Annotated in this window: 26 protein-coding genes and 1 pseudogene; 21 read left to right on the top strand and 6 right to left on the bottom strand. The window is 60.2% G+C overall.

Features of this window, described 5'->3' with window-relative positions; translation table 11 throughout:
* Positions 1-117 precede the first annotated feature (117 nt).
* The 10 genes and pseudogenes from HU755_RS19135 (at position 118) to HU755_RS19090 (ending at position 9,841) form a co-directional block, all read left to right on the top strand.
* Entirely contained in the window at positions 118-804 is a 687-nt protein-coding gene (locus HU755_RS19135; RefSeq protein ID WP_186635698.1) for a CsgG/HfaB family protein, read from the top strand.
* 28 nt (positions 805-832) lie between these two features.
* Entirely contained in the window at positions 833-1,201 is a 369-nt protein-coding gene (locus tag HU755_RS19130) for a DUF4810 domain-containing protein (RefSeq protein ID WP_186546632.1), read from the top strand.
* Positions 1,198-1,857 (top strand): DUF799 domain-containing protein, encoded by a 660-nt coding sequence (locus HU755_RS19125; RefSeq protein WP_186546630.1) that lies wholly within the window; start codon positions 1,198-1,200, stop codon positions 1,855-1,857. Before HU755_RS19130 ends, HU755_RS19125 begins: the two co-directional genes overlap by 4 nt.
* Before the next feature lie 243 nt (positions 1,858-2,100).
* Positions 2,101-2,190 (top strand): annotated as a pseudogene (locus HU755_RS19120) (GntR family transcriptional regulator); the annotation flags it as partial.
* Positions 2,191-2,324: 134 nt separating this feature from the next.
* Positions 2,325-4,436 (top strand): PAS domain-containing sensor histidine kinase, encoded by a 2,112-nt coding sequence (locus tag HU755_RS19115; RefSeq protein WP_186635463.1) that lies wholly within the window; start codon positions 2,325-2,327, stop codon positions 4,434-4,436.
* Between the two features lie 77 nt (positions 4,437-4,513).
* Positions 4,514-7,147, top strand: a complete 2,634-nt coding sequence (locus HU755_RS19110; RefSeq protein WP_186635460.1) for an excinuclease ABC subunit UvrA — start codon at positions 4,514-4,516, stop codon at positions 7,145-7,147.
* Between the two features lie 916 nt (positions 7,148-8,063).
* Positions 8,064-8,573, top strand: a complete 510-nt coding sequence (locus tag HU755_RS19105; RefSeq protein WP_186635457.1) for a CinA family protein — start codon at positions 8,064-8,066, stop codon at positions 8,571-8,573.
* Positions 8,570-9,088 (top strand): hypothetical protein, encoded by a 519-nt coding sequence (locus tag HU755_RS19100; protein WP_186635455.1) that lies wholly within the window; start codon positions 8,570-8,572, stop codon positions 9,086-9,088. The genes HU755_RS19105 and HU755_RS19100 overlap by 4 nt, the downstream gene beginning before the upstream one ends.
* A gap of 7 nt (positions 9,089-9,095) precedes the next feature.
* A complete protein-coding gene (locus tag HU755_RS19095) occupies positions 9,096-9,551 on the top strand; it encodes a DUF421 domain-containing protein (protein ID WP_186546609.1) in 456 nt (151 codons plus the stop codon).
* 143 nt (positions 9,552-9,694) lie between these two features.
* Complete coding sequence (locus HU755_RS19090; RefSeq protein WP_186546607.1) at positions 9,695-9,841, top strand: hypothetical protein; 147 nt, start codon at positions 9,695-9,697, stop codon at positions 9,839-9,841.
* A gap of 23 nt (positions 9,842-9,864) precedes the next feature.
* Here the strand turns inward: HU755_RS19090 and HU755_RS19085 are convergent, their stop codons facing one another.
* Positions 9,865-11,121 (bottom strand): MFS transporter, encoded by a 1,257-nt coding sequence (locus tag HU755_RS19085; protein WP_186635452.1) that lies wholly within the window; start codon positions 11,119-11,121, stop codon positions 9,865-9,867.
* A 135-nt stretch (positions 11,122-11,256) separates the two neighbouring features.
* Between HU755_RS19085 and HU755_RS19080 the strand changes: the two genes are divergently transcribed.
* On the top strand, positions 11,257-11,706 hold the full coding sequence (locus HU755_RS19080; protein WP_186635449.1) for a helix-turn-helix domain-containing protein: 450 nt from the start codon (positions 11,257-11,259) through the stop codon (positions 11,704-11,706).
* A gap of 87 nt (positions 11,707-11,793) precedes the next feature.
* Here HU755_RS19080 and HU755_RS19075 read toward each other — a convergent pair whose 3' ends face one another.
* Positions 11,794-12,675 carry a LysR substrate-binding domain-containing protein gene (locus HU755_RS19075; protein ID WP_186635446.1) on the bottom strand — a complete coding sequence of 294 codons (882 nt, stop codon included), beginning with the start codon at positions 12,673-12,675 and terminating at the stop codon, positions 11,794-11,796.
* Positions 12,676-12,812: 137 nt separating this feature from the next.
* On the opposite strand from HU755_RS19075, the gene HU755_RS19070 reads away from it, so the two are divergent.
* Together HU755_RS19070 and HU755_RS19065 are read left to right on the top strand one after the other, a co-directional pair.
* A complete protein-coding gene (locus HU755_RS19070; protein ID WP_186635443.1) occupies positions 12,813-13,238 on the top strand; it encodes a VOC family protein in 426 nt (141 codons plus the stop codon).
* A 58-nt stretch (positions 13,239-13,296) separates the two neighbouring features.
* A complete protein-coding gene (locus HU755_RS19065) occupies positions 13,297-13,677 on the top strand; it encodes a nuclear transport factor 2 family protein (RefSeq protein WP_186635440.1) in 381 nt (126 codons plus the stop codon).
* Positions 13,678-13,761: 84 nt separating this feature from the next.
* Here HU755_RS19065 and HU755_RS19060 read toward each other — a convergent pair whose 3' ends face one another.
* From HU755_RS19060 to HU755_RS19050, 3 genes are all read right to left on the bottom strand, one after another.
* A complete protein-coding gene (locus tag HU755_RS19060) occupies positions 13,762-14,010 on the bottom strand; it encodes a DUF6555 family protein (protein WP_186546597.1) in 249 nt (82 codons plus the stop codon).
* A gap of 74 nt (positions 14,011-14,084) precedes the next feature.
* Positions 14,085-14,324, bottom strand: a complete 240-nt coding sequence (locus HU755_RS19055; RefSeq protein WP_186546596.1) for a hypothetical protein — start codon at positions 14,322-14,324, stop codon at positions 14,085-14,087.
* 90 nt (positions 14,325-14,414) lie between these two features.
* Entirely contained in the window at positions 14,415-15,182 is a 768-nt protein-coding gene (locus HU755_RS19050) for a TSUP family transporter (protein WP_186635437.1), read from the bottom strand.
* Positions 15,183-15,305: 123 nt separating this feature from the next.
* Here HU755_RS19050 and HU755_RS19045 point away from each other — a divergent pair, with 123 nt between their 5' ends.
* Positions 15,306-16,175, top strand: coding sequence for a LysR family transcriptional regulator (locus HU755_RS19045; protein ID WP_186635434.1), 870 nt, complete (start codon positions 15,306-15,308; stop codon positions 16,173-16,175).
* Positions 16,176-16,358: 183 nt separating this feature from the next.
* Here HU755_RS19045 and gstA read toward each other — a convergent pair whose 3' ends face one another.
* A complete protein-coding gene (gene gstA, locus HU755_RS19040; protein WP_186635431.1) occupies positions 16,359-16,970 on the bottom strand; it encodes a glutathione transferase GstA in 612 nt (203 codons plus the stop codon).
* 254 nt (positions 16,971-17,224) lie between these two features.
* On the opposite strand from gstA, the gene HU755_RS19035 reads away from it, so the two are divergent.
* From HU755_RS19035 to HU755_RS19005, 7 genes are all read left to right on the top strand, one after another.
* A complete protein-coding gene (locus tag HU755_RS19035; protein ID WP_186546582.1) occupies positions 17,225-17,527 on the top strand; it encodes a helix-turn-helix transcriptional regulator in 303 nt (100 codons plus the stop codon).
* A gap of 63 nt (positions 17,528-17,590) precedes the next feature.
* A complete protein-coding gene (locus tag HU755_RS19030) occupies positions 17,591-18,565 on the top strand; it encodes a zinc-dependent alcohol dehydrogenase family protein (protein WP_186635428.1) in 975 nt (324 codons plus the stop codon).
* Positions 18,566-18,600: 35 nt separating this feature from the next.
* Positions 18,601-18,903 carry an antibiotic biosynthesis monooxygenase gene (locus HU755_RS19025; protein ID WP_186635425.1) on the top strand — a complete coding sequence of 101 codons (303 nt, stop codon included), beginning with the start codon at positions 18,601-18,603 and terminating at the stop codon, positions 18,901-18,903.
* Positions 18,904-19,063: 160 nt separating this feature from the next.
* A complete protein-coding gene (locus tag HU755_RS19020) occupies positions 19,064-20,200 on the top strand; it encodes a sensor histidine kinase (RefSeq protein ID WP_186635422.1) in 1,137 nt (378 codons plus the stop codon).
* Between the two features lie 202 nt (positions 20,201-20,402).
* Positions 20,403-21,050 carry a hypothetical protein gene (locus HU755_RS19015; protein ID WP_186635419.1) on the top strand — a complete coding sequence of 216 codons (648 nt, stop codon included), beginning with the start codon at positions 20,403-20,405 and terminating at the stop codon, positions 21,048-21,050.
* Positions 21,050-21,478, top strand: coding sequence for a phage holin family protein (locus tag HU755_RS19010; RefSeq protein WP_186546572.1), 429 nt, complete (start codon positions 21,050-21,052; stop codon positions 21,476-21,478). The genes HU755_RS19015 and HU755_RS19010 overlap by 1 nt, the downstream gene beginning before the upstream one ends.
* Positions 21,475-22,287: a DUF3618 domain-containing protein gene (locus tag HU755_RS19005; RefSeq protein ID WP_186635416.1), complete on the top strand. Its 813-nt coding sequence runs from the start codon at positions 21,475-21,477 to the stop codon at positions 22,285-22,287. The genes HU755_RS19010 and HU755_RS19005 overlap by 4 nt, the downstream gene beginning before the upstream one ends.
* The last annotated feature ends 168 nt before the right edge of the window (positions 22,288-22,455 follow it).

Genomic DNA, 22,455 nt, shown 5'->3' with positions numbered 1-22,455 from the left:
GACGTCAAAAAAATCTGTCATCAATGATGGCACTTTGTCATAATGCCGCGCCTTTCTGCTCCCGCCGCGCTGCCGCGTCGGGACACCGCCGTTTTTAAAAAGGAATACTCAGTGAGAATGATCTCTCGGATGTTGGTCTCTGGCGTGGCGATTGCCGTGCTCGGCACGCTGGCCGGCACACTCGCCGGTTGCGCCACCGAAAGCTCCCGTGCGTTGCCGGTGGCCAAGGTTGAAAGCGCCACGCAAGTCTGGACCGGCGTTCGCGTGCCGATGGCCGTGGGCAAGTTTGATAACCGCTCCAGCTACATGCGCGGGATCTTTTCCGACGGCGTCGACCGACTCGGCGGTCAGGCCAAGACCATCCTGATCACCCACTTGCAGCAGACCAACCGGTTCTCGGTGCTGGATCGCGACAACATGGGCGAAATCCAGCAGGAAGCGGCGATCAAGGGCCAGGCCCAGCGTCTCAAAGGTGCTGATTACGTGGTCACCGGTGACGTCACCGAATTCGGCCGCAAAGAAACGGGCGACCACCAGTTGTTCGGCATTCTCGGCCGCGGCAAGACTCAGGTCGCGTACGCCAAGGTCAACCTGAACATCGTCAACATCAATACTTCGGAAGTGGTCTATTCGACCCAGGGCGCCGGCGAGTACGCCTTGTCCAACCGCGAAATCATCGGCTTCGGCGGCACCGCTGCCTACGACTCCACCCTCAACGGCAAAGTCCTCGATCTGGCCATGCGCGAGGCGATCAATCGCCTGGTCGATGGCATGAACGCCGGTGCCTGGAAACCGGGCAACTGATCGTCGCCCACTGCAAGGAGCAACACCCATGAATCTGACTCTGTCGCGCGCGCTGCTGGCGCTGACGCTGGCCGCCAGCACGTTGCTGGCCGGTTGTGCCGCCCCGAAAACCCTGTACCAGTGGGAAGGCTACGAACCGCAGGTCTACGAATACTTCAAAGGCGAAGAGCCGAAAGAAGCCCAGGCCGAAGCGCTGGAGCGCGACCTGCAAAAAATCCGCTCCACTGGCAAAGCCGTACCGCCGGGATATCACGCGCACCTGGGCCTGCTCTATCTGAGCCTGGGCAAGGACGATCAGATGGTGCAGCAGTTCAACACCGAAAAGGCGCTGTTCCCCGAGTCCGGCACGTACATGGATTTCCTGCTTAAAAACGCCAAGAGCGGAGACGTCAAATGATCTCGCGTACTTTGAAAGTGCTCGTTGCCGGTCTCGCACTGACCGTGCTGGGTGGCTGTGTCGCGCCCAAGACCGTGGATTATTCAGCGTACAAGCAGGCGCGGCCGAAGACCATTCTGGTGCTGCCACCGCTGAACACCTCGCCGGACGTGAAAGCGTCGTACAGTCTGTTGTCGCAAGTGACCTTTCCACTGGCCGAGGCGGGCTATTACGTGCTGCCGATCACTCTGGTGGACGAGACGTTCCGCCAGAACGGCTTGACCACCCCGGACGATATTCATCAGGCCCCGCCGGCCAAGCTGAAGGAAATCTTCGGCGCTGACGCGGCGCTGTACATCACCGTGACCGAATACGGTACGCGCTATATGGTGATCAGCAGCGAAACCGCAGTGACCGCAACGGCCAAACTGGTCGACCTGAAGAGCGGCACCACGCTGTGGACCGGCGCGGCGCGGGCGTCGAGTGAAGAGGGCGGCAACAACGGTGGCGGCGGCCTGATCGGCATGCTGATCACGGCGGCGGTGAAGCAGGTCATCAACAGCGCCACCGATGCCGGTTATCCGATTGCCGGCGTGGCGAGCAATCGCCTGCTGTCGGCCGGGCATCCGGCGGGCTTGCTGTATGGGCCGCGCTCGCCGAAGTACGGCACTGACTGAGTTATCGATTACCCCTGAAAACCCTGTAGGAGTGAGCCTGCTCGCGATAGCGGTGTGTCAGATACATTGAAGTGACTGACACACCGCTATCGCGAGCAGGCTCACTCCTACAAGGGGAATGCGTTTTCTGTTGGTTTATTTGGCGGCCGGCCAAAACCGCTCGCCGCCCCCCGGCGCTTCCGTCCACGCTTGCAACGAGCGGGTCGGCAAATCGAAGTAGTCGCGGGTTCGCGCATAGCCGAGCACCTGAACGGCATCGAGAAGGCCATTCTTGACGTCGCCGCCAAAATGAAAACCGGCTACCACCCGCTCAAACACCTGATTGGGGTGTAGTCGTCGCGCGCAGTTGAAATCAGCTATACCTCGTATGAAACCAATACGAATGCAGACGCTCGAAACAGACGGGCGTCGCGTCGTGCCGGCGTCGCGATTTGTCAGCCAACCACCACAGGACACCGAGTCAATCGATGCAGTTTTTATCCGATAGCTACGGGTGTGACGGCTGGAAAGGCGAAATGGCCGCGCGGATCCGTACGTTCGACTGGAGCCGCACCGAACTGGGCCCGCTGGATACCTGGCCCGCCAGTCTGTGCAGCACGGTGCAACTGATGCTCGCCTCGCAGATGCCGATGGTGATGCTCTGGGGGCGCGCCGGGTACATGATCTACAACGACGCCTATTCGCAGTTTGCCGGTGGCCGCCACCCCTCGCTGCTGGGGTCGCCAGTGGAACTGGGCTGGCCGGAAGTCGCCGATTTCAACCGCAACGTGGTCGACACCTGCCTGGCGGGCGGCACCTTGTCGTATCGCAACAAAGTCCTGGTGCTATGGCGCGACGGCGTTCCGGAAGATGTCTGGCTTGACCTCTATTACAGCCCCGTGGCCAATGACGAGGGCGTCCCTGCCGGCGTCATGGCGATGGTGGTGGAAACCACTGAGTTCGTACTCTCCGAACGCCTGCGCCAGGAAGCGGAAAACGCTTACCGGGCCGATAACGAACGGGTGCGGCTGGCGCTGAATGCCGGGGCCTTGCTTGGCTCCTTTGTCTGGGACATCAAGCACGACACGCTGTCGGCCGATGAACGCTTTGCCCGTACCTTCTCCTACCCGCCGGATCAGGACCTGAGCAACCTGGCGCAGGACGTTGCCGAGTCGCGCATCCATGCCGATGACCGCGCCTGGGTGAAGGAACGTATTGCCAGGGCTGTGCAGACCGGCGAGCCGTATAATGCCGAATACCGCGTGCTGCGCAGCGATGGCAGTTATCTATGGGTACTTGCCAGCGGCGCGTGCGAGTTTGACGAACACGGCGAGCCGTTGCGTTTCCCCGGGGTATTGCTCGACATTCATGAGCGCAAAAACGCCGAAGAGTCCCTGCTCAAGTTCACCCGCAACCTTGAACAGCGTGTCGCTGAAGAGGTCGACGCGCGGCTGGCGGCGGAAGAGCAGTTGCGCCAGTCGCAGAAGCTCGAAGCCATCGGCGGCCTGACTGGCGGCGTCGCTCACGATTTCAACAATCTGCTGCAAGTGATCGCCGGCAACCTGCACTTGCTGGCCCGGCATGAACCGGATAACGCCAACGTGCAACGCCGGGTCGGTGCGTCGCTGGCGGCGGTCGAGCGAGGCGCCAAGTTGTCCTCGCAGCTGCTCGCGTTTGCCCGCCGACAACCATTGTCACCGGCGGTGTGCAATCCGCGGCAAATCTTCGAAGGTGTCGGTGAGCTGCTGCAACGCGCACTGGGCGAAACCATTCAGATCGACGTGCAACTGCCTTCGCAGCCGTGGCACGTCTACGTCGACCGCAACCAACTGGAAAACGCCATCCTCAATCTGGCGATCAACGCCCGCGACGCCATGAAAGGCGAGGGCACCATTGGCCTGAGCGCTGCCAACGTTCGCCTCGACCACCCGTTCTGTCACGGTAAAGGTATCGCCGCCGGCGACTTCGTGCGGGTCGCGGTCAGTGACACCGGCGTCGGCATCGCGCCGCAGATGCTTGAGCAAGTGTTCGAACCTTTTTTCACCACCAAGGCCGACGGCCAGGGCACCGGCCTGGGGTTGAGCATGGTGTTCGGTTTCGTCAAACAGAGTGGCGGTCACGTCGAGATCGACAGCGCGGTGGGCGAGGGCACACGGGTGCAGCTGTACTTCCCGCGCAGCTTGCGCCCGATCCTCGATGACGCGCCCAACCTGCAACGCCAGCAGAGCGGCGGTCACGAGACGCTGCTGGTGGTCGAGGACAACGACGCGGTGCGGGCTTCGGCGGTCGAACTCCTGCGCGAGGAGGGGTATCGCGTACTGACTGCCGCCAACGGCGACGCGGCGATGCAGATGTTGCTGGAAGGTGTCGAAGTGGACCTGATTTTCACCGACGTGGTCATGCCGGGGCTGATCAAAAGTTCCGACCTGGCCGGCTGGGCCAAGGTCCAGGCGCCACCGGTGCCGGTGCTGTTCACTTCCGGGCACACCCGCGACATCATCTCGCGCAATCACCAGTTGAGCCCCGACACGCACCTGCTCGGCAAACCGTATAGCCCGCAAGCGATGTTGCAGATGATCCGCGCGGTCCTCAGTGCCTGATCCATGGCCCTTGACGGTGGCGCTCTCATCGCCACCGGTTTCGCGCGTGATCCCTTTTTTCCGATCAAGGCCGGCCCATGACTTCCAAGCGTAATTCCACAGCACCCAGCGGCATGGTTCGAGTGCGCGGTGCCCGTGAGCATAATCTGAAAAACGTCGACGTCGACATTCCCCGCGATGCGCTGGTGGTGTTCACCGGAGTGTCCGGTTCGGGCAAATCATCCCTGGCGTTTTCCACCCTGTATGCCGAAGCCCAGCGCCGCTACTTCGAGTCCGTGGCGCCCTATGCCCGGCGTCTGATCGATCAGGTCGGCGTGCCAGATGTCGACTCCATCGAAGGTTTGCCGCCCGCCGTCGCCCTGCAACAACAGCGCGGCACGCCGAGTACGCGTTCGTCGGTGGGCAGCGTGACCACGTTGTCGAGTCTGGTCCGCATGCTCTATTCGCGTGCCGGCAGTTATCCGCCGGGGCAGCCGATGCTGTACGCCGAGGATTTTTCGCCAAACACGCCGCAGGGCGCGTGCCCTGAATGTCACGGGCTTGGACGCGTCTATGAGGTGACCGAGGCGCTGATGGTGCCGGATCCGAACCTGACCATCCGGCAACGCGCCGTGGCTTCGTGGCCGCTGGCGTGGCAGGGCCAGAACCTGCGCGACATCCTCGTGACCCTGGGCATCGATGTCGACATTCCCTGGAAGAAGCTGCCGAAAAAACAGCGCGACTGGATTCTCTTCACCGAAGAAACGCCGACGGTGCCGGTGTACGCCGGGCTGACCCCGGAAGAAACCCGCGTGGCGCTCAAGCGCAAGCTGGAACCCAGCTATCAGGGCACCTTTACCGGCGCCCGACGGTACATTCTGCATACCTTCACCCACTCGCAAAGTGCGCTGATGAAGAAGCGTGTTTCGCAGTTCATGCTCGGCAGTCCGTGTCCGCTATGTGACGGTAAACGCCTGAAACGCGAGGCGCTGTCAGTGACCTTTGCCGGCTACGACATCGGTGAACTGTCGCGGATGCCGTTGCTGCAAGTGGCCGAAGTATTGAGGCCCGTCGCCACGGCGAGTTACCTGGAACTGGCCGAAGAACCCACGCAAACCCTGAGCCCGGCGCAGACGCGCGAAGCCCGCCAGCAGCGCGCAGCCCATGGCGCCAGCGCCCACGCCAATGCCCCGGATGTGCGTCACACGCCAAACCTGTCGCTGGAAAAACGCCTGGCGGCGCAGCGTATCGCCGAGGATTTGCTCGAGCGTGTCAGTACCCTCACCGATCTGGGCCTGGGGTATCTGGCGCTGGAGCGCAGCACGCCGACCCTGTCTTCGGGCGAGTTGCAGCGCTTGCGTCTGGCGACGCAATTGGGTTCGCAACTGTTCGGCGTGATCTATGTCCTCGATGAGCCGTCCGCCGGGCTGCATCCGGCCGATGGCGAAGCGCTGTTCGAGGCGCTGCAACGTTTGAAGGCTGACGGCAACACACTGTTTGTGGTCGAGCATGACGTGGAAACCATGCGCCGCGCCGACTGGCTGATCGATGTCGGTCCGGCGGCGGGCGAGCAGGGCGGGCAGGTGTTGTACAGCGGTCCGCCCGCCGGCCTGGCCGAGATTGAGCTGTCGCAGACGCGGGCGTATCTGTTTGCCGAATCGCCGCGCCAGGCCCGCACGGCGCGCAAACCGACGGCCTGGCTGAAGCTGGAGGGCATCACCCGCAACAACCTGGACAACCTCAGCGCCGAGTTTCCCCTGGGCTGCTTTACTTCAGTGACCGGCGTGTCCGGGTCCGGCAAATCGAGTCTGGTCAGTCAGGCCTTGCTGGAGCTGGTCGGCGCACAACTGGGGCGGCCGACGGTGGAGGCCGAGCCTGACGAACTCAGCCTTGAAGACGAAGCACCGAAGGTCAGCACGGGGCAGGTCACGTCCGGGCTGGAGTCGATCAAACGCCTGGTACAGGTCGATCAGAAACCCATCGGCCGTACGCCGCGCTCCAACCTGGCGACCTACACCGGGTTGTTCGACAACGTACGCAAGCTGTTCGCCGCCACTGAGCAGGCGCGGGCTGCCGGCTACGATGCCGGGCAGTTTTCCTTCAATGTCGCCAAGGGCCGTTGCGCCACCTGCGAGGGCGAAGGTTTCGTCAGTGTCGAGTTGCTGTTCATGCCCAGCGTGTATGCGCCATGCCCGACTTGCCATGGCGCGCGGTATAACCCGCCGACACTGGCGATCATGTGGAATGGCCTGAGCATCGCCCAAGTGCTGCAATTGACCGTCGGTCAAGCGTTGCCGGTGTTCGCCGAGCAACCGGCGATCCGCCGCGCGCTGGAGGTGCTGCGCGACATCGGCCTCGGCTACCTGCGGCTGGGACAACCCGCCACGGAATTGTCCGGCGGCGAAGCGCAGCGCATCAAACTCGCCACCGAACTGCAGCGCAACCAGCGCGGTGCAACCTTGTACGTGCTGGATGAGCCGACAACGGGCCTGCACCCGCGCGATGTCGATCGTTTGCTGGAGCAACTGGATACCTTGGTGACGGCGGGGCATACGGTGATCGTCGTCGAGCATGAAATGCGCGTGGTGGCGCAAAGTGACTGGGTCATCGATATCGGCCCGGGGGCGGGCGATCAGGGTGGCAGGATAGTCGTGGCCGGCACACCGCAGACAGTCGCGGCGAACAAGCACAGCAAGACGGCGCCGTTTTTGGCACGCGCCTTGAGCCGATAATGGGCGAGGCGGCGACCACACATGCACAACCCATTGTGGGAGCGAGCCTGCTCGCGAAAGCGGCCTGTCAGCCACCGCTGAGCTGACGGACCCGACGCCTTCGCTGGCAAGCCAGCTCCCACAGGTTCTGGCGCTGCCCTCGCCATCTCGGCCATACACACCAAACTCACTGTGGGAGCGAGCCTGCTCGCGAAAGCGTACTGTCAGCCACAGCCGAGCTGACTGACCCGACGCCTTCGCTGGCAAGCCAGCTCCCACAGGTTTTGATGCTGCCCTCGAGATAGCGCCCCACACAAACCCACTGTGGGAGCGAGCTTGCTCGCGAAAGCGGCCTGTCAGCCACCGCTGAGCTGACTGACCCGACGCCTTCGCTGGCAAGCCAGCTCCCACAGGTTTTGGCGGTGCATGGGCAATTGCGGGCCGAACACAAATTCACTGTAGGAGCGAGCCTGCTCGCGAAAGCGGACTGTCAGCCACCGCTGCACTGACTGACCCGACGCCTTCGCTGGCAAGCCAGCTCCCACAGTTTTTGATGCTGTCCCCGAGATAGCGGCCCCACACAAATCCACTGTAGGAGCGAGCCTGCTCGCGAAAGCGGCCTGTCAGCCACAGCTGAGCTGACTGACCCGACGCCTTCGCTGGCAAGCCAGCTCCCACAGGTTCTGGCGCTACCCCCGCGATATCCGCCATACACACAAACCCACTGTGGGAGCGAGCTTGCTCGCGAAAGCGGCCTGTCAGCCACCGTTGAACTGACTGACCCGACGCCTTCGCGAGCAGGCTCGCTCCCACAGGTTTTTGCGCTTTCCCCGAGGTAGCGGTCGCGAAAACCGGTGTGGCAACAGGCTTGGAAAAATCCGGCGGAATGATCAGCGCTCCGAGCGGTCAACCGGCAATAACGTCACGAGATCACGCCATGTCCGTTGCCGAAGATACTGTTGAATACCTGCGTCAGCATTCCCTGATCATCACTACCGCCGAATCCTGCACGGCCGGGCAAATCGTCATGCTCTTGTCGCAAGTGCCCGGCAGCGGTGAACGCATTGAATGCGGCTACGTGGTCTATTCACCGCAGGCCAAGCAGCGCTTGCTGCGGGTTAGCCCGTATACGCTTGAAACCTTCAATCTGACCAGTGTCGAGGTCGCCCGTGAAATGGCACTAGGGGCCTTGCGTGACAGCACCGCCAACGTGGCAGTGGCGACCACGGGCATCCTTGGCCCTGACGACATGGACGGCATCAAGGCCGGCACGGTGTGCTTCGCCTGGGCGTTTCAATTCGATGGGCAGCACTTCGTGTTCACCCGTCAGCAATGGTTCCCCGGGGCGCGCAGCGAGGTTCAGCTCCATGCCTCGGAGTTTGCCTTGCAGCAACTGGCGCAGTTTCACCGGCGTGCCTTGCGCGGTGAAGGAGGCTGGAGCCGATGAGCCGCGACGCCGATCATCCGGACCTGCACAGCCGGCAGATCCCGATACGCGAGGACATGGCTTATCAGCGCAAGGTCTGGCGCTTCGAGCGCTGCGGTTGGTATGCGCTGGTGCTGTGCATGGTGCTCGGCCTGCTGGGGTTGTTTTCCCGCGGGCCGATCAGTTCGCAGGATGTGCGCAGCGCTGACGGCGCGGTCCGCGTCGAGTACGACAGGTTTCACCGCAACGGCTCGACCAACCCGATGAAAGTCAGCGTGCGCGGCGCGCCCGAGGCCACGGTGGAAGTGGAGTTGAACGGCGCGTTGCTGGAGGGCTTCAGCGTTGAAACGATGCAGCCGCCACCCTTGCGCGCGCGCAGTGCGGCGCAAGGTCTGCACCTCTGGCTGCAAGCCGATACGCAGGGCCAGGCCACGCTTTACCTGACGTTGCGCGGCGACGGCCTGGGTCTGTATCGCAGCACGGTCAAAGCGGCTGGCGCGGAGTCGGTCACCCTCACTCAATTCATTTTTCCATAGGTGCCCCATGGACTCGGTCTTGCGTGCAGTCGCGATGTATCTGGCACTGATGGTGCTGTTCAAAATCGCCGGACGGCGGTCGCTGGCGGAGCTGACGACGTTTGACTTCGTCCTGCTGATGATCATTGGCGAAGCCACGCAACAGGCGCTGCTGGGCGATGATTTTTCCCTGACCAATTCGATTCTGGTGATCGTCACACTGATTGCCATCGACGTCGGCTTTTCCCTGCTCAAGCAACGCTCGCGCTGGGTCTCGCGCTTGATCGACGGCGAACCGACGATCATCGTCGAAAACGGCAAGCTGCTGCACCGCCGCCTGCGCCACGCACGGTTGGTGGAGGCCGATGTCATGGAGGCTGCGCGTTCCAGCCAGGGCATTGAGCGGATCGAGCAGATCAAGTTCGCGATCATAGAGCGCAACGGCAAGATATCGGTGATACCGCGAGACGATGAAAACGGCTGAGCAATGTGCGCAATAGCTCATTGGGCACCGACCGTTGGTCCGTCGCGGGCGTTTCCCATGAAACCTTGCGGCGCTCACGCCTCTCCATTTAGCAGGTCCTGTGGATCACCGTGTGTCGACACAACGTTAGTCAGGAGACCGTCATGAAACGATTCTGTGTATGCCTGGGGCTCTGCTCGATGTTTTTGCTGCAGGGCTGTTTTGACTCCAACGACGCCCCCAACCAAGAGGGCGACAAGAGCAAGGCCTCGCTGCAAATCCAGAAGGACAAGGCAGCGGAAAGCCAATAAGCAAACCTGCCGTTCGGCCCGTGTCAGTCGCCCGTCAGCGCCTGCATCAGCCAATACAACAGGGCGACGGCGCTGATGGCCGCACCCAGCACGCAGACGGCTGACCAGCCAAAATGTGCGTAGGTGTACGTCGCCGCGACCGCTCCGAGGCCACTGCCCACCGAATAAAAGCACATGTAGGCGCCGACGAGACGGCTTTGCGCATCCGGCCGGGCGGCAAAGATCAGGCTCTGATTGGTGACATGCACCGCTTGCACAGCAAAATCGAGCAGGATCACGCCGATGACCATCGCCAGCAGCGAATGCTCGACCCAGGCGATGGGCAACCAGGACAGCGTCAACAGTGTCAGCGCCATGCCCGTGGTGCGATTGCCCTGTCCACGATCAGCCAGACGCCCGGCCCGTGCGGCAGCCAGCGCACCCGCGACGCCGGCGAGTCCGAACAGGCCGATCTGGGTGTGCGAAAGTGACAGCGGCGGCGCACTGAGCGGTAACACCATCGAGGTCCACAACACGCTGAAAGCGGCAAAAATCAGCAGCGCGAAAATACCTCGGACGCGCAAGATGCGTTCGCTCAGAAACAACTGCAGCACCGATCGCAGCAACTGCCAGTAACTGCCGTGGGCGGGCGGTTTGGCGGAGGCGGGCAGGGTGCGCCATAGCACCAGCGCCATGCCGACCATCAAGGCCGCCGAGACACAGTAAACACCGCGCCACCCCGCCAGATCCGCCACAACGCCCGACACGAAACGCGCCAGAAGAATGCCCAGCACCACGCCACTGGTCACCGTGCCCACGGTTGCGCCGCGCTGCTCGGGACTCGCCAGCGCCGCGGCATAGGCGACTACCACTTGCACCAGAACCGCCATCAGCCCCACCAGTGCCATCGCGCCGAGCAGCGTGACCCAATCCTGCGCCATGGCCACAGCGCACAACGCCGCAGCCGACAGTAACAACTGGCTGAGGATGAGTTTTTTGCGATTGAGCAAATCCCCCAGCGGAACAATCAGCAGCAAGCCCAGCGCATAGCCGGCCTGGGTAGCGGTGACGACCACACCAATCGTGCCGGACGAAACCCCGAGGCTGGCCGCCATCGACTCCAGCAGCGGCTGGGCGAAATAGACGTTGGCCACCGCCATGGCACAGGTAATAGCGAAGAGGAACGTCTGATAACGGCTCAGGGACGACGCGGCTGAACCCTGAGGAGCGCGCGAATAGCCAGCGCTCGCCTGTTCAGCGTCGGCGTCCTGTTTTACCGGGTGATGAGGCGGATAAGGCATCGTTCCATCCTTGGCTATATTGGTTTTGAAAAGAAACCGATGCGTTGATTTTCATCCACTCAGGTTGTTAAATGCAACCGGATTTTCCCGCCGATCGTTCGGCGTTCTTTTCATTGATCTGCACTCTGGAGCGACATGGCCAAGCAGAAACTACTGGCCCAAAGCGAATGCCCGGTGGCCCGCGCACTGGAGGCCATCGGCGATCGTTGGGCGTTGATGATCATTCGTGATGCGTTCGACGACGTGCGCCGCTTCAGTGAGTTCCAGAAGCGTCTTGGCCTCGCCAGGAACATCCTCACGGTCAAACTGAAAATGCTCGTCGAGTTGGGAGTGTTTGAGATTCAGCCAGCGTCCGACGGCAGTGCCTACAAGGAATACGCCCTGACCGGACGGGGCCGCGCGCTGTTTCCCATCATTGTCAGCCTGCGCCAGTGGGGCGAGCGCTACCTGTTTGACAGCGGCGAACAGTGCTCGATATTGCTCGACAACGAACGCTCCGAACCCGTCGAAACCCTCGCTGTGCGCTCGCGTAATGGCGAGTTGCTGAGCCCGGCGGATTGTCACCGCCGGGTTGTTACGCGGTAGGGCGATCAGTCATTGGCAGGCGCGCGATGCCAGGCAAGACGATCACAGCCGCTGACCCACATAAGGTTGCGCCGTGTCAGCTCGGCGTCAGCCATTGAAAGCGCTTTTCACCTCAGCACTGATCAAGTCCGCAAGCATCCGTACCGGCTCGGACAAGGACTGCCGCGAGCGGTGCACCAGACCGATGTCGCGGTGAAAGGTGTGATCGCCGAGGTCGACTGCCCGCACTCCGGCCGGCCATTGCGGTTCTCGCGCGGTTTGCGGCACCAGCGCCACGCCGACGTTTTTTTCGACCAGTTTGATGATGGCTTCCAGTTCGTCCAGCTCGCACACCTCGCGCGGGGTGAAATGCATCTGCCGTAGAAACCGATCGACTTGTCGACCGCCGAACGAAGAGCGGTCATAGCGGATGAACGGCTGGCTGGAAAGCAATCCCGCCCAGTCGTCGCCTTGCACGTCGCGCGGCACGATCAGCCGATAAGGCTCAAGCGCCAGTGTCGTCCAGCGCAGATCACTTTGCAGCGAGAAGGGCGGGCGGATGATCACCGCCATATCGATTTCGCCAGCGTCCACCAGATTGACCATTTCCATCGACAAACCGGGAACCACCCGCGTCCTGCAGTGCGGGCATTGCTGATGGAATCTGGCCAGGGCATCGGGCAGATAGGAACGCTGTACCGAGGCGATGGCACCAAGGGTCACCCGCACATTCGCCGGGGTTCCTGTGGTGGTTGAGCCCAGATTGTCGTAAAGCCGCAGCAGATCCTGCGCTTGCATCAGGACCTGCTGACCCATTTTGTTCAGGTGTGCCGTGCGGCCCTTGCGGTCGAATATTTCAAATCCCAGCTCCGCTTCCAGGCGCTGAATCTGTGCGCTGACAGCGGCCTGAGTCAGGCCGATTTTATGTCCCGCAGCAGCGAAAGTGCCTTCCCGGGCCACAGCGATAAGGGTCTTCAGTTCTTTGATCATTAACAAAGATTAGTTGTGTTTCTAAGAAATATATATTGATTTTTCTGTTCGGTGATTCCGCCTAGGATGTCTTCCGTCCCCGGCCAGCAGCCTTGCGCCGCAGCCGTTTCCTTGAAGACAAAGCCATGGAGTCGTTGATGAGCCTTTCGCCTTTCCACCTCGCTATCCCGGTTTACGACCTCGCGGCCTGCCGTCGCTTCTACGGCGAAGTGTTCGGTCTGGAAGAAGGTCGTTCCAGCGCGCGATGGGTCGACTTCAACTTTTATGGCCACCAGTTGGTGATTCACCAACAGCCGCAGACGGCAGCTCAAGAAAGTGTTCACAGCAACCCCGTCGACGGTCACGACGTCCCGGTCCCGCACTTCGGGATCGTTCTGCAATGGGAACAATGGGAAGCACTGGCCGAGCGTTTGAAGTCCTTCGCTACGCCGTTTGTGATCGAACCTTACATTCGATTTAAAGGGCAGGTGGGCGAACAAGCCACGATGTTTCTCTTGGACCCCTGTGGCAATGCGCTGGAGTTCAAAGCGTTCAAGGACATGAGCCAGCTGTTTGCCAAATAACCCAATCCCCCATGCCCGCCGATCTGCGGCGGGTCATTTGCTCCATTCAGGAAAACTCATGACTTCACCTACTTACGTTCAGGAATACAGCGCCATCGTTGGCGTGCTCAATCACTACATCAAAGGTTGTACACAGGCGAACAGCGCGTTGATGAAACCTGCTTTCCACGAGCAGGCCACGATGTTTGGCGTTAACGGCGACGCGCTGGCGGGTGGCGCGATTGAGAATTTGTTTGAGGTGATCGACAAGGACTTCCGCCCATCTCCTGAAGCCCGCGCAGTGATCGGGCGTATCGACATCGTCGGTACCGCCGCCAGTGCCCGGGTCGATACCGACGACGTGTCCGGGTTTTGCTTCACCGACTTCTTCCACCTGCTGAAAGTGGCTGGCCGATGGACCATTGTCAGCAAGATTTATCACACCCACTCGGCGGCCTGAGTTGAAGCAGTGACCCCCCGCCATACGGCTTGATTGTTCCCGCGCGCTCGCGTGGGAACAATCTGCGCAATGCTCCATCCCTGACTAAGCATCCGTCCACTCAAGCGCCGCCGTCTCGCGCCACTTCACGCCCGTGATGCCGTAGCGCTCGGCCTGGGGTTTCGAGACCACTTTCAACGGCGGTTTACCCGGCTTCGGAATCGGCGCAATCCCCGCATCGCAGCTTGCCCAATGCCAGGCATCGGCGTTGCGCATGCTCTTGGCGCGAATAACGAATGATTTGGGCTGGTCGTGCAGTTTGTACTCGATGACAAAAAGATCAGTGTTACGCATGAGTTCCTCCTTACGCTCATACGCAAAGGAGTTTGTCCGACAAAAAAAATTCAAAGCTTTTGCGCCAGGACCGATCAGCGCCGCAAACGCTGATTTTTTCTGAAACCGCGAAGGTTCATCAGGAACAGGCAAATCTGCAAAACGATCAACGCATAGGCGCCGGAATAAGCCCCCCAGATCACCCACAACAGATTGCTTAAACTGAAACACACGAAGCCGCTCATGCGCCGTTGCGGTTGCTGCGAACCGATCAGCCAGGCGGCCAGTACGGTGACCAGCATCGCCGGCCATTGCACCCAATCCAGATACGCCAACGTTCTGTCCTCTGCACAGATTTTCTCAGTGCATGAGTCTTACACAGCAACCGGTGGCCGGTCACTGCTCAGGCGTTTCAAGCTTATTCTCTAGAAAAAGATATTCATCCCCATTCTGCCTATCAGAAACACCAGCAGGACCAGGAAAAAAATTCTGATAAAACCACTGCCATAACGTAATGCCAAAAAAACTCCCGTCAGCGAACCGGCCATGTTGCACAACGCAACCACACCGCCAATCGCCCACAAGACATTACCTGAGGGAATAAAGAACAAAAGCGCAGCGCTGAATGTCCCCAGATTGACCAATTTGGCCGAAGCTGAGGCATTTAAGAAATCAAAGCCAAAGACTTTAACAAAAATGAACAACAGCAGGCTGCCACTGCCCGGACCGAACACACCGTCGTAAAAACCGATGACGCCACCAAAGAACACCCCCAGGGCAATATCTTTCGTCCCGAAGTGTCTGTCTCGTCCCGCCAGCCCCAGGTTTTTCTCGACAAAGGTATAGATGGCCATGGCTATCAGTACGAAGAACACTACGACCTCCATCAGTCTCTTCGGGACAACGGAAACTGAGAGGGCGCCCAAAAACGAAAATACAAACGCAGCGAGCAGGGTAGGAAGTATTAGCTTCCAATGAATTTTTATTCGCTTCAGATAACCGGATATGGAGGAAAGGTTGCCCGCCAGAACCGCGAGTTTATTGGTTCCGAAAACAGCGGCGAGGCTGTGCTGGGGCAGGGCGTGGAGAAGCGCTGGCACTTGTACCAGACCGCCGCCGCCGACCGCCGCATCTATCAAACCGCCGCAAAATGCGAAAAAGCCCAGTGCAAAGACAGCGTGTTCAATATCCACGTAACGGGTCCTTGCGGTTTGATTTCTGGGAGAAGGTCGGGGTGGGATGAAAACTAACGGCGTTGATGGCTTGTAACAAGTAACTTATTCTGCGCGAATCATTCACTTTTAGTGAGCAATGCCATGGAGTTGTCACAGCTGCTGATGTTCAAGACGGTGGCCGAACAAGGGAGCATCGTTCGCGCTTCTGAACAGTTGCACTGTGTGCCGTCGAACATCACCAACCGAATCAAACTCCTGGAGCGTGAGTTGGGAGTAGGTTTGTTCATCAGGAAAGGCAGAGGGTTGGTGATCAGCCCTTGCGGAAGGCTATTTCTAGATTACGCCAACAAAATCCTGTCTTTATGCGAAGAATCACGCAGAGCACTTGATCCCTCGGCGGCGCCATCAGGCACCTTGACCATCGGCGCGATCGAGTCGGCAGCCACAGGCAGATTGCCCAAAGTGTTATCCAGGTACCATCAACGCTATCCCTCAGTGCAGATGCAATTCACTACAGGGGGCTGGACGCAGTTATCCAATGATGTCGTCAGTCATAAGTTGGACGGGGCCATCGTTGCGGTTAGACCTGAACAGTCGAACGTTGAAAGTATCGAGATTTACAAGGAAGAGCTGGTGCTGATGGCCTCTGCTTCTGCGGGCCCTATTTGTCAACCACAGGATTTGCATGATGCCGACGTCTTCATGTGGCCCGAAGGATGCCCCTACAGGCAGGCGTTAGTGAACTGGCTGGAACTTCATAAAGTGACCTGTCGCATAACAAGCATCGCCAGTTACGGCACGATTCTGGGTTGCGTGAGTTCTGGGGCGGGTGTCTCGCTGGTGCCGAGTGGCATATTTGAGCAATTCAACCGGGTCGGCACCATCAAAGGATATGCTTTTGAGGATTTACTGCCGGTGCAAAATTATTTCATCTGGAACAGGACCGTCGAGTTTCATCGCGCGAAAGACAAGTTTGCCGAGTTATTGAGAGAAGAGTTCAAGCCTTTGTGAGGTGGATTGGCATCCGCTGCGCCGTATGAAGATTTTCTCTTAAGGTTACGGCGCGGGGCTGATCATCAAAAGTGACGGCGGGGCGCGGTCACTCCCGCCAAGACACAAAACCTTGCCACCACTGGGTCTTTAAATGTTGAAGTGAGGCAGAAGCCGGTCTCGGCCCGCTTCTGTCATCCGTAATCAAACCGGCTGCGTCGCCTCCTCAGCGGCAATCGCGGCTTGCACGCTTGGACGCGCTTCGACGCGCGCCATGAACGCGTCCAGCGCTGGCCAGTTCTTGATATCAATGTCGAAGAACGGCAACCACTTCAGGACGGTGAACAGGTAAGCGTCGGCCAGGCCGAAGGCGTCCAGCAGATAGTCTTGGTGCACCAGACCGTCGTTCAGGTAATCCAGGCGCTTGAACAGTTTCTGACGGAAGATTTCTTTTACCGGCTCAGGAATGTCCGGATTAAATAGCGGTGCGCTGCCACCGTGGATTTCCGAGGTGATGAAGTTGAGCAATTCCTGCAGCCGCGCACGTTCCCAAGTGCCGTTGGCCGGGGCCAGTGAGTTGCCCGGTACTTGATCGGCGAGGTATTGAACGATGGCCGGCCCTTCGGTCAGTACCTGGCCGTTGTCCAGCACCAGTGCGGCGACGTAGCCCTTGGGGTTGATGTCGCGAAAGTCCCGGTTGTCTGCCGTGGCTTTGGTCTTGTTGTTGACCCGGATCAATTCGAAAGGCAGACCGAGTTCGCGCAGCACGATGTGCGGCGACAGCGAGCAGGTCATGGGGGCGAAGTACAGCTTCATGTGCATCTCCTTTTAGTGGGCAACGCGTACCCGAACGTGGGGCCATTCCTGGCCTGAAACGGCTGTGAATTTGTTCCTCGAACTCCTGTGGATGGGCGTATCGATTGCAGACAATGGAAGCCTATCCATGGCGGTCGTTTCCTTATAACCCATTGAGGGCCCTTGCTGGCGCATCGATAAATCAGTGTCGGTCGCGGTCCGGATTCTGAAACGTGGTGTATTGACATATCTAAGAATCTCGATATCCTCGGCGCATGGAACTGATCGAAATATTCAAAGCCCTCTCGAACCCGACACGCCTGAAGATTCTCGAAGGCTTGAAGGATCCCGTGAAAAATTTCCCCCCGCAGGACGAGGGCGATGTTTTCATCGAGGGCGTCTGCGTCAGCAGCATTCAGGAAGGTATCGGCCTGTCACAGTCTACGGTGTCGAGTTACCTCGCCACGTTGCAACGCGTAGGGCTGGTTGAAGTGCGGCGCATCGGTCAATGGACCTACTACAAACGCAATGAGGCAGCCATCAGCGCGCTTGCAGAGATCATAGGGAAAGAGCTGTAGATTTTTTTACTACAGGATATCGAAATATCTCGATATCCCTCTTTATCGATACGAGGTTTTGCCATGAAAGCGATGATTCTCAAAGCATTCGGCGGTCCTGAATCTTTTGAACTCAGCGACGTGCCCAAGCCAGTGCCGCAAGCGGGGCAAGTCCTCGTCCGGGTGCACGCCACCTCCATTAATCCGCTGGATTATCAAGTGCGGCGTGGTGACTATCCCGAGCTGGTGCCACTGCCTGCCATCACCGGCCACGATGTCTCCGGCGTTGTCGAAGCTGTCGGGCCGGGTGTCACAGCTTTCACGCCGGGCGACGAGGTCTGGTACACCCCGCAGATATTCGACGGGCAGGGCAGTTATGCCCAATACCACGTGGCGGCTGAAAGCATCATCGCTCGCAAGCCTGCCTCACTGAGCCACCTTGAGGCGGCGAGTCTGAGCCTGGTGGGCGGCACGGTCTGGGAGGCTTTGACCGTGCGCGCGGCGCTGCGAGTAGGCGAAAGCATTCTGATCCACGGCGGTGCGGGCGGTGTCGGTCATGTGGCGATCCAATTGGCGAAAGCCATTGGCGCCAGAGTGTTCACGACCGTGCGCGAGGCCAACGCCGACTTCGCGCGAAGCATGGGCGCCGACGTGGTCATCGACTACACCCAAGAGGATTACGTCGAAGCAATCATGCGTGAGACCGCTGGCCATGGCGTTGATGTGGTATTCGACACCATCGGCGGCGATACCCTGACGCGCAGCCCCGACGCGCTCGCTCAGTTGGGCCGCATCGTTTCCATCGTAGACATCACGCAGCCACAAAACCTCGTTCAAGCCTGGGGCAAGAATGCCAGCTATCACTTCGTGTTCACTCGCCAGAACCGCGGCAAGCTCGATGAATTGAGCGCACTGGTCGATCGCGGCCAGCTTCGGCCCCACGTAGGCGCCGTCTATTCGCTGGCCGACATCCCACTCGCCCACGCCCGCCTGGAGAGCCTCAACAACGGTTTGTTGGGCAAAATCGCCATTGCCGTCGAGCCTTCGCTCATCGCTTGAATGCGCTCTGCATTCACGTCATTTGGAGAAACGTCATGGTTTATGAGATCGCTGTGCTGCCCGTTCACCTGGAACGCACCGAAGCCTTCAAACGCGCATTTAGCCAGGTCGAGCCGTTGCTCACCCGCGCCGAGGGGTATGGCGGCCACTTACTGGCGCAAGGCATCGAAAGCCCCGAACAATTCAACCTGATCGTGCGATGGCGATCACTGAAGGACCACTCGCCGGGGTTCGAGCAGAGTGACGACCATCAGCGGTTCATGCAGGGACTGGAGGCCTATTTTTCAGCGGAACCGAACGTCTACCACGTTGAGGGTGGTGCCTTTCCTGGCTTCTGAGCCTGATTAACCCTGCAGCCGATACGCATACGGCGTTGGATCGGGCAGGCCGTGGCTTGAGCAGTTGAGTCGCCGGCCGCTTGTGACGGGTGCTTTGGTGGTAGGCTGCGAGGCGCCGGCCCTGCTGGCGTCTACACAGCCCCCTTCAGGATCACCCGACATGCGCCTGCCAGATTTCATTCTTGAGAACCTTGAGCCGATTCTGCAGGCCTGGGAAGACTTCGCCAGAACCATCGAGACGCCGGGGGCGGAGCTCGACAGTGCGGCATTACGCGATCATGCCGAGCAGATGTTGCAGGCCATTGCCCTGGATCTGCGGACCCGGCAGACGGTGCGCGAACAAGTGGCCAAAGCCCAGGGGCTGGCACCGCGAGACGAACGCGAGACCGCCGCCGAGACCCATGCGGTGACGCGCCTGATGGCCGGTTTCACCATCGATCAGATGGTCTCGGAATACCGCGCCTTGCGCACCAGTGTGCTGAATCAGTGGATGAGTCAAGTCAAGCAAGGCAAGTCGATCGATATCGACGACATGACTCGCTTCCATGAAGCCATCGATCAGGCGCTGGCGGAGTCGATTGCCAGTTATTCCCGAGCGGTTGAAGCCTCCCGCAACGTGTTTTTGGGCATCCTGGGGCATGACCTGCGCACACCGCTGGGCGCGATCCTGTTGGGTGCCGATCTGCTGAGGCGTTCCAAGACCGGCGACGCCCGGTCGAGCAAGGTTGCCAACCAGATATATTCCAGCGTGCAGCGAGCGAGCCAGATCGTCGGCGATCTGCTGGACTTGACGCGCTGCCAGATGGGCCCTGGCATTCCGGTGAAAAAGACACGTATCGATCTCACGCCGCTGTGCGAGCGCGTTGTCGAGGAAATCCGCGCCTTTCATCCTCAAGCCAACGTGGTGTTTGAAGCGAAGGCTGCGGTGGCGGGCGAGTTTGATGGCGCCAGGATGGAACAGGTGTTTTCCAACATCGTCAGCAATGCGGTGACGCACGGCAACAATCGAATCCCGGTCACCGTCGAGCTGGACCTGTCCGAGCACTGCGCGGTGTTCAAGGTGCACAACGGCGGTGAGCCGATACCTGAGGACGTCCTGCCGTTTATTTTCAATCCGATGGGGCGGTTTTCGCAGCGTTCGGCCATTGATCACGGGCCGGTCGAGGGGCTGGGGCTGGGCCTGTTCATCGCGTCGGAAATTGTCGCCTCACACGCCGGCTCGATCGATGTCAGCTCAGACTTGGCGGGCGGGACGATTTTTCTCGTGCGGCTGCCGATCGCTCTTGCCGAGTCCTAGCCGATGCGCGGCGCCGGCGCACGTCAGGGTGTGTCGGTGACCGGCGATCAAGTTGAAACCGTTCGTCGCCGAGCTTTTGCTCACGTTGCTCGCTCATCAACCTCTTTGAACTCTCCAGCACCCAGCCTCGTCCCTTTTTATGTGGGGGCTCAGGGCAACGTTGCCGTGTAGTCCCGTTTTCAATGAGAAGGCGAGGGACCACATGAATACTTCAGACAGCAGGTCAGGGTTTGAATCAGGCGATCCGAAGGGCCAGCCTGAGCAGGGTTTTCAGCATTTGAAGGATGACGTCAGCGAAGCGCTGGGCGGGGCGCGGCAGCAGGCCGATGCGCAATTCGGTCAGTATCGCGACACCGCCGCCGAGCAAATCGAAGCGCTGGCGCAGGGTGCGAAAAGTTTCGTCTCCGAGCTGCCGGACAGTGACACGCTGGGCATGTCCGATTACCTCAACGACATGGCCGAGTCGATGACCGGGCTGGCCGATAACCTGCGCGGCAAAAGCGCCGAGCAGCTGTTGCACGATGCGGCCAGTCTGGCCCGCAGCAACCCCGCGCTGTTCATTGCCGGCAGCGTCGCCATCGGTTTCGGTCTGTCGCGGTTTCTCAAGGCGGGCACCGCGGCGGCGGCCACGGTCAGTGCCGAGCACGATCCGGCGGCCGGCACGTCTACGCCACCGGCCGGCGGCTTTGGCGCCCAGCGACCTTATGAGTCCTCCATGGCGTCTGCGACCGATCCCGGCCCGGGACTCGCCACCGGCATCACGCCGACCTCTCCCAACGAACACGATCATCCGTCTGACGCCGCGGGCGCTTTCGTGGCGCCTGCAACCGACCGCAAAGGAGAACTGTGATGAACAGAGACGAATCCGATCTGACTGGAGCACGCTCCACTGGCCAACCGGACGATGCATCGGTGGTAGGCCTGTTACGGCAACTGTCCCGGGAAGTGCCGGCGTTGTTCACCAAGGAACTTGCGCTGGCCAAAGCCGAACTGCAGGCCAGCCTCACCACCCTCAAGGCCGGGATGGCCGCGGTCGCCGGTGGCGCGATCGTTTTTCTGGCCGGCTTCATCATCCTGCTGTTGGCGGCGGTCTATGGCTTGAGCCTGTTCATGGCGCCCTGGCTGGCCGCGCTGATCGTCGGCGTGGTGGTGATGATCATCGGCTTCGCCATGTTGCAGTCGGGGAAAAAACAATTCGAGCCGTCCCATTTCAAACCTGATCGCACCCTGGATGCGTTGAACAAAGATCAAGAAGCGTTGCGGAGGAAAGCCTCATGAAAAGCGAACTGGATACCGAAGCGCAAAAGCGCCCTGAGCAGATCGAGCGGGAAATCGATGCGCAACGCGCGAGCATCGGCAACATCGTCGATCAACTGGAAAGCAAATTCACCCCCGGCCAGATGATCGACCAGGCGTGGGGCATGATGCAGAACAACGGTTCGATGTTCTTCACCAACCTGGGCACGAGCGTGCGCAACAATCCAGTGCCTGCGGTGCTGACGTCGGTGGGCCTGCTCTGGCTGATGATGAGCCAGAATCGTCCGCCGGCGCCGCAACCGACGTACCGCACCGGGCCGGATCAGGACCAGGCCGGCGAATGGGCGGATGGTCTCGCGGACGGTATCGACAGCGCCCGCGAGCACTTGCATCACACCGGCGATTCTCTGAAGCAGGGCTACCAGTCGTTCAGAGGCAAAGCCGGGCACCTGGGGGAAAACGTCGGCACTGCCAAGGAACATCTCAGCCATGCGATGCATGGTGCCAGCGATCGGCTTTCGCACAGTTCCCAGGCCTTGGGGCAACAGTTCAATCAAATGCTCAAGGAGCAACCGCTAATGGTCGCTGCCGCGGGTGTCGCCTTGGGTGCCTTGCTCGGCGCGGCCTTGCCGACGACTTCGACCGAACAGCGCTACATGGGCCGGGCCAGCGCCGGGATGGTCGACAAAGCAAAACAGAAGGCCCAGGAGGGTTACGACGCGGCGCGCGATACGGTGACGCGAACCACTGAACACAAGGAGCCGGCAACACAAGCGGAACCGCCGAAAAACTCATCTTCGGACCTCTCCGAAGGCTTGGGCACCTCCTGAGCTGAGTGAAAAAGGCGGACCTGTAGGGAAGGGTTTGCTCGCGAAAGTGGTGTGTCATTCGACCTGGGTATACCTGACACGGCCCCTTCGTGAGCAAGCCCACTCCCACACTGTTTTGTGGCGGTCCGCAAATTGAGTGCCCAACGCTAATCCCTGTGGGAGCGAGCC

This window comes from Pseudomonas sp. SWRI111 (assembly GCF_014268555.1).
In the GTDB taxonomy this organism is placed as follows: Bacteria; Pseudomonadota; Gammaproteobacteria; order Pseudomonadales; family Pseudomonadaceae; genus Aquipseudomonas; species Aquipseudomonas hamedanensis.
The sequence above is the reverse complement of the archived record's forward strand: the minus strand, read 5'-3'. Positions and strand labels throughout refer to the sequence as shown.

What these genes read in the sequence shown, in the direction of transcription:
- HU755_RS19135 (WP_186635698.1), top strand. Translation starts at nt 118, where the DNA reads ATGATCTCTCGGATGTTGGTCTCTGGCGTGGCGATTGCCGTGCTCGGC.
- HU755_RS19130 (WP_186546632.1), top strand. Translation starts at nt 833, where the DNA reads ATGAATCTGACTCTGTCGCGCGCGCTGCTGGCGCTGACGCTGGCCGCC.
- HU755_RS19125 (WP_186546630.1), top strand. Translation starts at nt 1,198, where the DNA reads ATGATCTCGCGTACTTTGAAAGTGCTCGTTGCCGGTCTCGCACTGACC.
- HU755_RS19115 (WP_186635463.1), top strand. Translation starts at nt 2,325, where the DNA reads ATGCAGTTTTTATCCGATAGCTACGGGTGTGACGGCTGGAAAGGCGAA.
- HU755_RS19110 (WP_186635460.1), top strand. Translation starts at nt 4,514, where the DNA reads ATGACTTCCAAGCGTAATTCCACAGCACCCAGCGGCATGGTTCGAGTG.
- HU755_RS19105 (WP_186635457.1), top strand. Translation starts at nt 8,064, where the DNA reads ATGTCCGTTGCCGAAGATACTGTTGAATACCTGCGTCAGCATTCCCTG.
- HU755_RS19100 (WP_186635455.1), top strand. Translation starts at nt 8,570, where the DNA reads ATGAGCCGCGACGCCGATCATCCGGACCTGCACAGCCGGCAGATCCCG.
- HU755_RS19095 (WP_186546609.1), top strand. Translation starts at nt 9,096, where the DNA reads ATGGACTCGGTCTTGCGTGCAGTCGCGATGTATCTGGCACTGATGGTG.
- HU755_RS19090 (WP_186546607.1), top strand. Translation starts at nt 9,695, where the DNA reads ATGAAACGATTCTGTGTATGCCTGGGGCTCTGCTCGATGTTTTTGCTG.
- HU755_RS19085 (WP_186635452.1), bottom strand. Translation starts at nt 11,121, where the DNA reads ATGCCTTATCCGCCTCATCACCCGGTAAAACAGGACGCCGACGCTGAA.
- HU755_RS19080 (WP_186635449.1), top strand. Translation starts at nt 11,257, where the DNA reads ATGGCCAAGCAGAAACTACTGGCCCAAAGCGAATGCCCGGTGGCCCGC.
- HU755_RS19075 (WP_186635446.1), bottom strand. Translation starts at nt 12,675, where the DNA reads ATGATCAAAGAACTGAAGACCCTTATCGCTGTGGCCCGGGAAGGCACT.
- HU755_RS19070 (WP_186635443.1), top strand. Translation starts at nt 12,813, where the DNA reads ATGAGCCTTTCGCCTTTCCACCTCGCTATCCCGGTTTACGACCTCGCG.
- HU755_RS19065 (WP_186635440.1), top strand. Translation starts at nt 13,297, where the DNA reads ATGACTTCACCTACTTACGTTCAGGAATACAGCGCCATCGTTGGCGTG.
- HU755_RS19060 (WP_186546597.1), bottom strand. Translation starts at nt 14,010, where the DNA reads ATGCGTAACACTGATCTTTTTGTCATCGAGTACAAACTGCACGACCAG.
- HU755_RS19045 (WP_186635434.1), top strand. Translation starts at nt 15,306, where the DNA reads ATGGAGTTGTCACAGCTGCTGATGTTCAAGACGGTGGCCGAACAAGGG.
- gstA (WP_186635431.1), bottom strand. Translation starts at nt 16,970, where the DNA reads ATGAAGCTGTACTTCGCCCCCATGACCTGCTCGCTGTCGCCGCACATC.
- HU755_RS19035 (WP_186546582.1), top strand. Translation starts at nt 17,225, where the DNA reads ATGGAACTGATCGAAATATTCAAAGCCCTCTCGAACCCGACACGCCTG.
- HU755_RS19030 (WP_186635428.1), top strand. Translation starts at nt 17,591, where the DNA reads ATGAAAGCGATGATTCTCAAAGCATTCGGCGGTCCTGAATCTTTTGAA.
- HU755_RS19025 (WP_186635425.1), top strand. Translation starts at nt 18,601, where the DNA reads ATGGTTTATGAGATCGCTGTGCTGCCCGTTCACCTGGAACGCACCGAA.
- HU755_RS19020 (WP_186635422.1), top strand. Translation starts at nt 19,064, where the DNA reads ATGCGCCTGCCAGATTTCATTCTTGAGAACCTTGAGCCGATTCTGCAG.
- HU755_RS19015 (WP_186635419.1), top strand. Translation starts at nt 20,403, where the DNA reads ATGAATACTTCAGACAGCAGGTCAGGGTTTGAATCAGGCGATCCGAAG.
- HU755_RS19010 (WP_186546572.1), top strand. Translation starts at nt 21,050, where the DNA reads ATGAACAGAGACGAATCCGATCTGACTGGAGCACGCTCCACTGGCCAA.
- HU755_RS19005 (WP_186635416.1), top strand. Translation starts at nt 21,475, where the DNA reads ATGAAAAGCGAACTGGATACCGAAGCGCAAAAGCGCCCTGAGCAGATC.